Source organism: Micromonospora sp. AMSO12t (assembly GCF_008806585.1).
Taxonomy (GTDB): domain Bacteria; phylum Actinomycetota; class Actinomycetes; order Mycobacteriales; family Micromonosporaceae; genus Micromonospora; species Micromonospora reichwaldensis.
In genome coordinates, this window is the sequence record NZ_WAAS01000287.1 from 1 (window position 1) to 7,655 (window position 7,655).

3 protein-coding genes are annotated in these 7,655 nt (G+C 72.1%); 1 reads left to right on the forward strand and 2 read right to left on the reverse strand.

What is annotated here, in order from left to right:
* On the reverse strand, positions 1 to 1,654 hold a 1,654-nt coding region (locus F6X68_RS27965), incomplete at its 3' end, for a penicillin-binding transpeptidase domain-containing protein (protein WP_151457062.1).
* A gap of 287 nt (positions 1,655 to 1,941) precedes the next feature.
* On the opposite strand from F6X68_RS27965, the gene F6X68_RS27970 reads away from it, so the two are divergent.
* Positions 1,942 to 7,020, forward strand: a complete 5,079-nt coding sequence (locus tag F6X68_RS27970) for an NAD-glutamate dehydrogenase (protein ID WP_151457063.1) — start codon at positions 1,942 to 1,944, stop codon at positions 7,018 to 7,020.
* Between the two features lie 85 nt (positions 7,021 to 7,105).
* On the opposite strand, the gene F6X68_RS27975 is transcribed toward F6X68_RS27970, so the two are convergent.
* The coding region (locus F6X68_RS27975) for a class F sortase (protein WP_151457064.1) at positions 7,106 to 7,655 on the reverse strand (550 nt) is incomplete at its 5' end.

The following is a 7,655-nucleotide window of genomic DNA, read 5'->3' on the forward strand; positions in this document are numbered from 1 at the left end:
CGAGGACCAGCTTCGGCTGTTCGAACCGACCCCGGGCGACCGCCGCGGTGGCCGACGCCATGGCCAGCGGGCTGACCAGCGTGGTGCCCTGGCCGATGGCGGCGGCGGCCTGCTCGGTCGCCCCGCCGTTCGCCGAGACCTTGCCGGTGAAGGCGTCGAGGCCGACGTCCCACTGCCCCTCCAGCCCGAGGGAACGACCGGTCACGGCCAGTCCGTCGGGGCCGAGCTTCGGCGCCAGCGCGGCGAACGCGGTGTTGCAGGACTTGGCGAAGTCGGTGCGGAAGGGCACCGGCCCCAGCACGAAGTTGTCGGAGTTCTTGAACGGCCTGCCGTCGACGGTGAACGTCTTCGGGCAGTCCACCGTCGCGTCCGGCGTGACCGCGCCCCGGTCGAGCAGGCCGAGCGCGCTGACCATCTTGAAGGTGGAGCCCGGCGGAACCTGGGCGGTGAAGGCCAGGTTCTCCCCGGCGGCGCCGGGACCGTTGGCCGCGGCGAGCACCGCGCCGTCGCTGATCCGCACCGCGACCAGCGCCGCCCGGCGCTTCTCGCCGCGCAGGGCGGTGTCGGCCGCGTTCTGGGTGGCCACGTCGAGCGTGGTCCTGACCGGCTGCCCCGACTTCGGCTCGCTGCGGAACACCTCGGTGCCGGTGGGCACCAGCGTGCCGTCCGGGCCGGGGCGCTCGGTGATCACGGTCAGCCCCGGCGCGCCGCGTAGCCGCTCGTCGTGGTGGCCCTGGAGGCCCCCGTGGCCGACCAGGTCGCCGGCCTCGTAGCGGTCGGGGTGCTGGGCGAGGTCGTCGGCCTGGGCCGGGTCGACGGAGCCGAGCACCGCCCGGGCGAACTCGCGGGTGGGGGCCAGGTCGAGCTTGTCGCTGCGGAACTTGGTGCCCGGCAGGTCGTAGATGCGTGGTTTGATCTGCCGGTACGCCTCCTCGCGCAGGGTCGCCACCTCGACGAACGCGCCCGGATCCGCGTCGGCGAGCCGCTTGCGCAGATCGGAGAGGTCCACCGGCGGGGTGATCGCCGGTCGGATCGCCCGGAAGGCCGCGTCCAGCTTCCGGGTCAGGCCCGGGAGGTCCGTGACCTCGCCCGGTTGGAGCCCGACCCGCACCACGGGTCGGGGCGCCACGATCGGCTGGCCGGCGGCGTCGAGCACCGCGGCCCGGGTGGCGGTGTCGCGGCGCAGCCCGAGCCGGTCGCCCCGGGTGAGCTGCTCCTGCACCACCTGCGGCTCCCAGATGACCCGCCACTCGTCGCCGCCGCGGGTGAGCCGCACCGGACGTTCGTACGCCCAACGGATCCCGCCCGGGAGGGCCCAGTCGACCTTGACCACCGCGGTCGCGACGTCCTTGGTCACCTTCGCCTCGCCCCGGCGGGTCAGCGTCGGCGGCGTGGCCGCCAGCTCGCCGGAGAGCTCCTTGAGCTCGCGGGCGACGTCGGCCGCCGGCACCTTGGCGCCGGTCGGGTCGACGAGGCCGACGGCCTGGAGGTCGCCCGAGCGCCAGCCGGCCAGGAACGCGTCGACGCTGCGCTCCGGTCCGTCACCGCCCGAGCACGCGGTGAGGGCGCCGGCTGCGAGCGCGGTCGCGGCGAGCAGCGCCAGCGGCGGGCGGAGCCGGTTGCGGCGGGGGCGGCGGGGGTACGACAGGCGCATGGAAGCGGATCTCCGATCTCGGAACTGCCCTGCACGCTAGTACGGCGGCGCCGTCCGCACCGTCCCCCCGCACCGGGACGTGCGGAAAGAGAGCCGCTGCCCGGGTGATGAACGACTGGTGGCGGGGTACTCCCGAACCGGCCAACCTCGTACCCGCAACGGGTGAAAGGACGAAGTCCGGAACCGGACGTCCGCACTGTGGTCCGCCGAGCAAGGGGCGGAACGGCAGGGCCTAGGCTGGGCGGCAGAGTGACCCACAATGCGGTGGGTCGAGGGGAGTGGCACCGATGGACCGGCGTCCGGCGATCAAACCGGGACCCGACCTCCGGCAGGATGACACCGGCCGGGACGACAGCTTCGATTCGGCGACCGACGGGGACGGCTTCGGCCGGCTCGACACAGGAGTGACCGGGATGACCGGTTCGAGTATCGACACCCTCTACGATCTGGGCCTGCCCGTCGACGCGCTGGCCGACGACGTGGAGGACAACGAGCTCGATGAGCCCGTTCCCAACGTGGAGCGCCTGGTCGCCCAGGCGGTCGCGCTCGCCGGCGACGACCACGACGCGGCGACCCTGGTCAGCCGCTTCTGGCGGTTCGCGCCGGACGAGGAGCTGATCGGCTTCACCGCCGAGGAGATGCTGGAGGCGGCCCGCGCGCACCGCGACCTCGCCGAGCAGCGCGTACCGGGCGAGTTGAAGCTGCGCATCCACGAGCCCGACGCCGAGCAGCACCACTCCGTCATCGAGATCGTCACCGACGACATGCCGTTCCTGGTCGACTCGGTGACCGCCCTGCTCAACTCGCACCACCTGGACGTGCACCTGCTGGTCCACCCGCTGGTGGTGGTCCGGCGCGAGCCGCTGGGCCGGCTGGTCGAGGTCTCCGCCGACGTCGAGCCCGACGACGCCATCGCCGGCGACCTGGTCGAGAGCTGGATGCACATCGAGATCGACCCGGTACGCGACGCCGCCGAGCGGGACCGGCTGCGCCGGGAGCTCCAGCGGGTGCTCACCGACGTGCGGGAGGCGGTGGAGGACTGGCCGAAGATGCGCCAGCGCGCCCTCGCCCTCGCCGACGAGCTGGCCGCCGCGCGGACGTCGGACAACCGGCCGCCGGTGCCGGAGAAGGACATCACGGACTCGGTGGAGCTGCTCCGCTGGCTCGCCCACGACCACTTCACGTTCCTGGGCTACCGGGAGTACCGGCTGGTCGACACCGGCGAGTCGGGTGCCGCGGACGGGGAGCGGGGCAGCGGCCAGGCCCTGGAGGCGGTGCTCGGCACCGGGCTGGGCATCCTGCGCCAGGACTCCCCGGATGCCAGGCCGCTGTCGTCGATGACGCCCGAGGCGCACGACAAGGTCACCGAGAAGCGGCTGCTGATCATCACCAAGGCGAACTCGCGGGCCACCGTGCACCGCTCCGCCTACCTCGACTACATCGGCTTCAAGATCTTCAACGAGGCCGGCGAGGTGATCGGCGAGCGGCGTTTCCTGGGGCTGTTCTCCACGGCCGCGTACCGGACCAGCGTGCAGGAGCTGCCGGTGGTCCGCCGCAAGGTGGCCGAGGTGCTGGACCGCTCCGGCCTGAGCCAGCGCAGCCACTCCGGCAAGGACCTGCTCCAGATCCTGGAGACCTACCCGCGCGACGAGCTGTTCCAGATCAAGACCGAGGACCTCTACCACGCGGTCATCGGGGTGCTGCGGATGGCCGGCCGCCGGCAGCTGCGGGTGTTCCTGCGCCGGGACGCGTACGGGCGGTTCATCTCCTGCCTGATCTACCTGCCCCGGGACCGGTTCACCACCCAGAACCGCCTGCGGATGCAGGACATCCTGCTGCGCGAGCTGAACGGCGTCGGGGTCGACTACACGACCCGGGTCACCGAGTCGATGCTCGCCCGGGTGCACTTCATCGTCCGGACCGACCCGAGCAGGACTCCGGGCGACATCGACGCCGACCTGCTCGCCGAGGAGCTGGCCGACGCGACCCGGCTCTGGGACGACGACTACCGGCTGGTGCTGGAGCGCAAGCTCGGCGACGAGCAGGCCAAGCACCTGTTCACCCGCTACGCCGACGCCTTCCCAGAGGGCTACAAGGACGGCCACACGCCGTACGAGGCCATGAAGGACCTGGCGAAGCTGGAGCTGCTGGAGGAGCCCGGCCAGCTGGAGATGCACCTGTTCCGCAAGCAGCTCGCGCCGCGGGCCGGCGGGCGGGGGCCGGACGTCGACGAGGCGATGGACGTCCGCTTCAAGGTCTACCGCTACGGCGAGCCGATGATGCTCTCCGCCGTGCTGCCGGTGCTGCACTCGCTCGGCGTCAAGGTGGTCGACGAGCACCCGCACGAGGTGGACCGGATCGACGGTCGGGTCTACCTCTACGACTTCGGGCTGCGGCTGCCGGAGGGCCACCAGGAGCTGTCCGAGGTGCGCCCGCACGTGGAGAACGCCTTCGCGGCGGCGTGGCGGGGCGAGGCCGAGGTGGACGGCTTCAACGAGCTGGTGCTGCGCGCCGGCCTCACCTGGCGGCAGGTCGTGGTGCTGCGCGCGTACGCGAAGTACCTGCGCCAGGCCGGCACGGTCTTCTCCCAGGAGTACATGGAGCAGACCTTCATCGCGTACCCGAGGATCGCCGCCCTGCTGGTGGAGTTGTTCGAGGTGCGGTTCGCGCCCGGCGAGGACGGCCACGAGCAGCGGCAGCAGCGCAGCGCCGAGCTGGTGGGCGACATCCGGGCCGCGCTGGACGACGTCGCCAGCCTCGACCAGGACCGGATCCTGCGCGCCTACCTGACGATGATCCAGGCCACCCTGCGCACCAGCTTCTACCAGAAGCGCACCGACGGGCGGCCGAAGTCGTACGTGGCGCTCAAGCTGGACCCGCAGGCGATCCCGGACCTGCCGGCGCCGCGGCCGAAGTTCGAGATCTTCGTGTACTCGCCGCGCTTCGAGGGCGTGCACCTGCGGTTCGGGCCGGTGGCCCGGGGCGGGCTGCGCTGGTCCGACCGCCGGGAGGACTTCCGCACCGAGGTGCTCGGCCTGGTCAAGGCGCAGATGGTGAAGAACGCCGTCATCGTGCCGGTGGGCGCCAAGGGCGGCTTCGTGCTCAAGCAGAAGCCGGGGGACCGCGACGAGGCGGTCGTCTGCTACAAGGAGTTCATCTCGGCGCTGCTGGACGTCACGGACAACATCGTCAGCGGCGAGATCGTGCCGCCGGAGGACGTGGTCCGGCACGACGGCGACGACCCGTACATGGTGGTCGCGGCGGACAAGGGCACGGCGACGTTCTCGGACATCGCCAACGAGATCTCCACGGCGCACCAGTTCTGGCTCGGCGACGCGTTCGCCTCCGGCGGCTCGGCCGGGTACGACCACAAGAAGATGGGCATCACGGCCCGGGGCGCCTGGGAGTCGGTGAAGCGGCACTTCCGCGAGATGGGTCACGACACCCAGACCCAGGACTTCACCGTGGTCGGTGTCGGCGACATGTCCGGCGACGTGTTCGGCAACGGGATGCTGCTGTCGGAGCACATCCGGCTGGTGGCCGCGTTCGACCACCGGCACATCTTCCTCGACCCCGACCCGGAGGCCGCCGCCTCGTACGCCGAGCGGAAGCGGCTGTTCGACCTGCCCCGCTCGTCGTGGGAGGACTACGACCGGGGACTGATCTCGGCCGGCGGCGGGGTGTACCCGCGTACCGCCAAGTCGGTGCCGGTCTCGCCGCAGGTCCGCGCGGTGCTGGGCCTGGGCGACGACGTCACGCAGATGTCGCCGCAGGAGCTGATGAAGGCGATCCTGACGGCGCCGGTCGACCTGTTCTGGAACGGCGGCATCGGCACGTACGTGAAGGCCTCCAGCCAGACCAACGCGGAGGTGGGCGACAAGTCCAACGACGCGATCCGGGTGGACGGCAGGAACCTGCGGTGCCGGGTGGCCGGCGAGGGCGGCAACCTGGGCTGGACCCAGCTCGGTCGCATCGAGTACGCCCAGACCGGCGGCCGGATCTACACGGACTTCATCGACAACGCGGCCGGGGTGGACTGCTCCGACCACGAGGTGAACATCAAGATCCTGCTGAACACGGCGGTCGCCGACGGCGCGTTGACCGTCCCCGAGCGGGACGAGCTGCTCGCCGCGATGACCGACGAGGTCGCCGAGCTGGTGCTGAGGGACAACTACGACCAGGCCCGGGCGATCAACAACGCGCAGGCGCAGGCCGCCTCGCTGCTGCCCGTGCACCGGCGGATGATCACCGATCTGGAGCGCTCGGGGGCGCTGGACCGGTCCCTGGAGGCGCTGCCGCCGGACGACGAGATGGCGGTGCGGACCGAGTCCGGGCTGACCGCGCCGGAGTTCGCGGTGCTGCTCGCGTACGTCAAGATCGTCCTTGAGACGGAGATCCTGGCCGAAGGGCTCGCGGACGAGGAGTGGACGACCGACGTCCTGGTCAACTACTTCCCGACGCCGATGCGTGAGCGGTTCGCCGACCGGATGGGCCAGCACCGGCTGCGCCGGGACATCGTGACGACGGTGCTGGTCAACGAGGCGATCAACCGGGGCGGCATCTCGTTCGTCTTCCGGGTGGTCGAGGAGACGGCCGCCCCGGCGGCGGACGTCATCCGGGCGTACGTGGTGGTCCGCGAGGTGTTCGGGCTGGGCGCGCTCTGGGACGCGGTGGAGGACCTGGACAACAAGGTCGACCCGGAGTTGCAGACCAGCGTGTACCTGGACACCCGGCGGCTGGTCGACCGGGCGGTGCGGTGGTTGGTGACCAACCGCCGGTCGCCGATCGACGTGCCGGCGGAGATCGCCCGGCTGCGCGACGGGGTGGCCCAGCTCCTGCCCGACCTGGAGGAGCGCTTCTACGGCAGCGAGCGGGACTCCCTCGCGGCGCACATCGACTCGCTCACCGAGCGGGGGCTGCCGCGTGACCTGGCCGAGCAGGCGACCCGGCTGATGTACAGCTTCGGCCTGCTCGACGTGGTGGAGACCGCGGCGAGCAGCGGGCGGGACGTCGGCGAGGTGGCCTCGGTCTACTTCGTGCTCTCCGACCGGTTCCGGGTCGACTCACTGCTGTCGAAGATCTCCCTGCTGCCGCGTGAGGACCGCTGGCAGACGCTGGCTCGGATGGCGCTGCGCTACGACCTGTACGCCGCGCTGGCCGCGCTGACCGCGGAGGTGCTCGACTCCACCGCCGGCAGCCTGTCGCCGCAGGAGCGGGTGCTCCAGTGGGAGCAGTCGAACGCCACGTCGATCCACCGCGCCGAGCGGGCGATGGGGGAGTTCGACGAGTCCCGGGCGGACCTCGCCGCCCTGTCGGTGCTGCTGCGCCAGATCCGCACCCTGGTGCGGACCTCCGCCGCCGCCTGACGCGTACGGCACGCGGCCCGGCCGGTCTCCCGACCGGCCGGGCCGCGTCGTGTCCCCCGGTGGAGGCTGCCGCGTGGTTGCCGGCTCACGCCGGCATGGAGGCGAAGACGACCACGTTGTCGGGGTAGCTGCCGGCGGCCTGGTCGAAGGTCCCGCCGCAGGTCACCACGCGCAGGCCGGGCCGGTCGCTGGGACCGTAGACCTGCTCGGTCGGGAACTCCGTCTTCGGGTACGCCTTGACCGACTCGACCGTGAAGGTGGCCTGCTGCCCGTCCTCCCGGGTGACGGTGATGGTGTCGCCCGGTTGCAGGGCACCGAGGGAGAAGAAGACCGCCGGCCCGATCTCCGCGGAGTCGACGTGCCCGACGATGACCGCGTTGCCGATCTCACCCGGGCTCGGCCCCGGCTCGTACCAGCCGGCCAGCTGCGCCTGCTCCAGCGGGGGCACCTGGACGGTGCCGTCCGGGTTGGTGCCGAGCGACATGATCGAGGCGTCGACCCCGATGCGGGGGATGGCGATCGTGGTGGGGGCGGAGCGCGCCAGGCCCGTGCCGGAGACGTCCGGGTCCGCGTCGGGGTTCGGCACGTCGGCGTCCGCCGGCCCGGTGCTGGCGGGCGCGGCCAGGGGCTGCGGC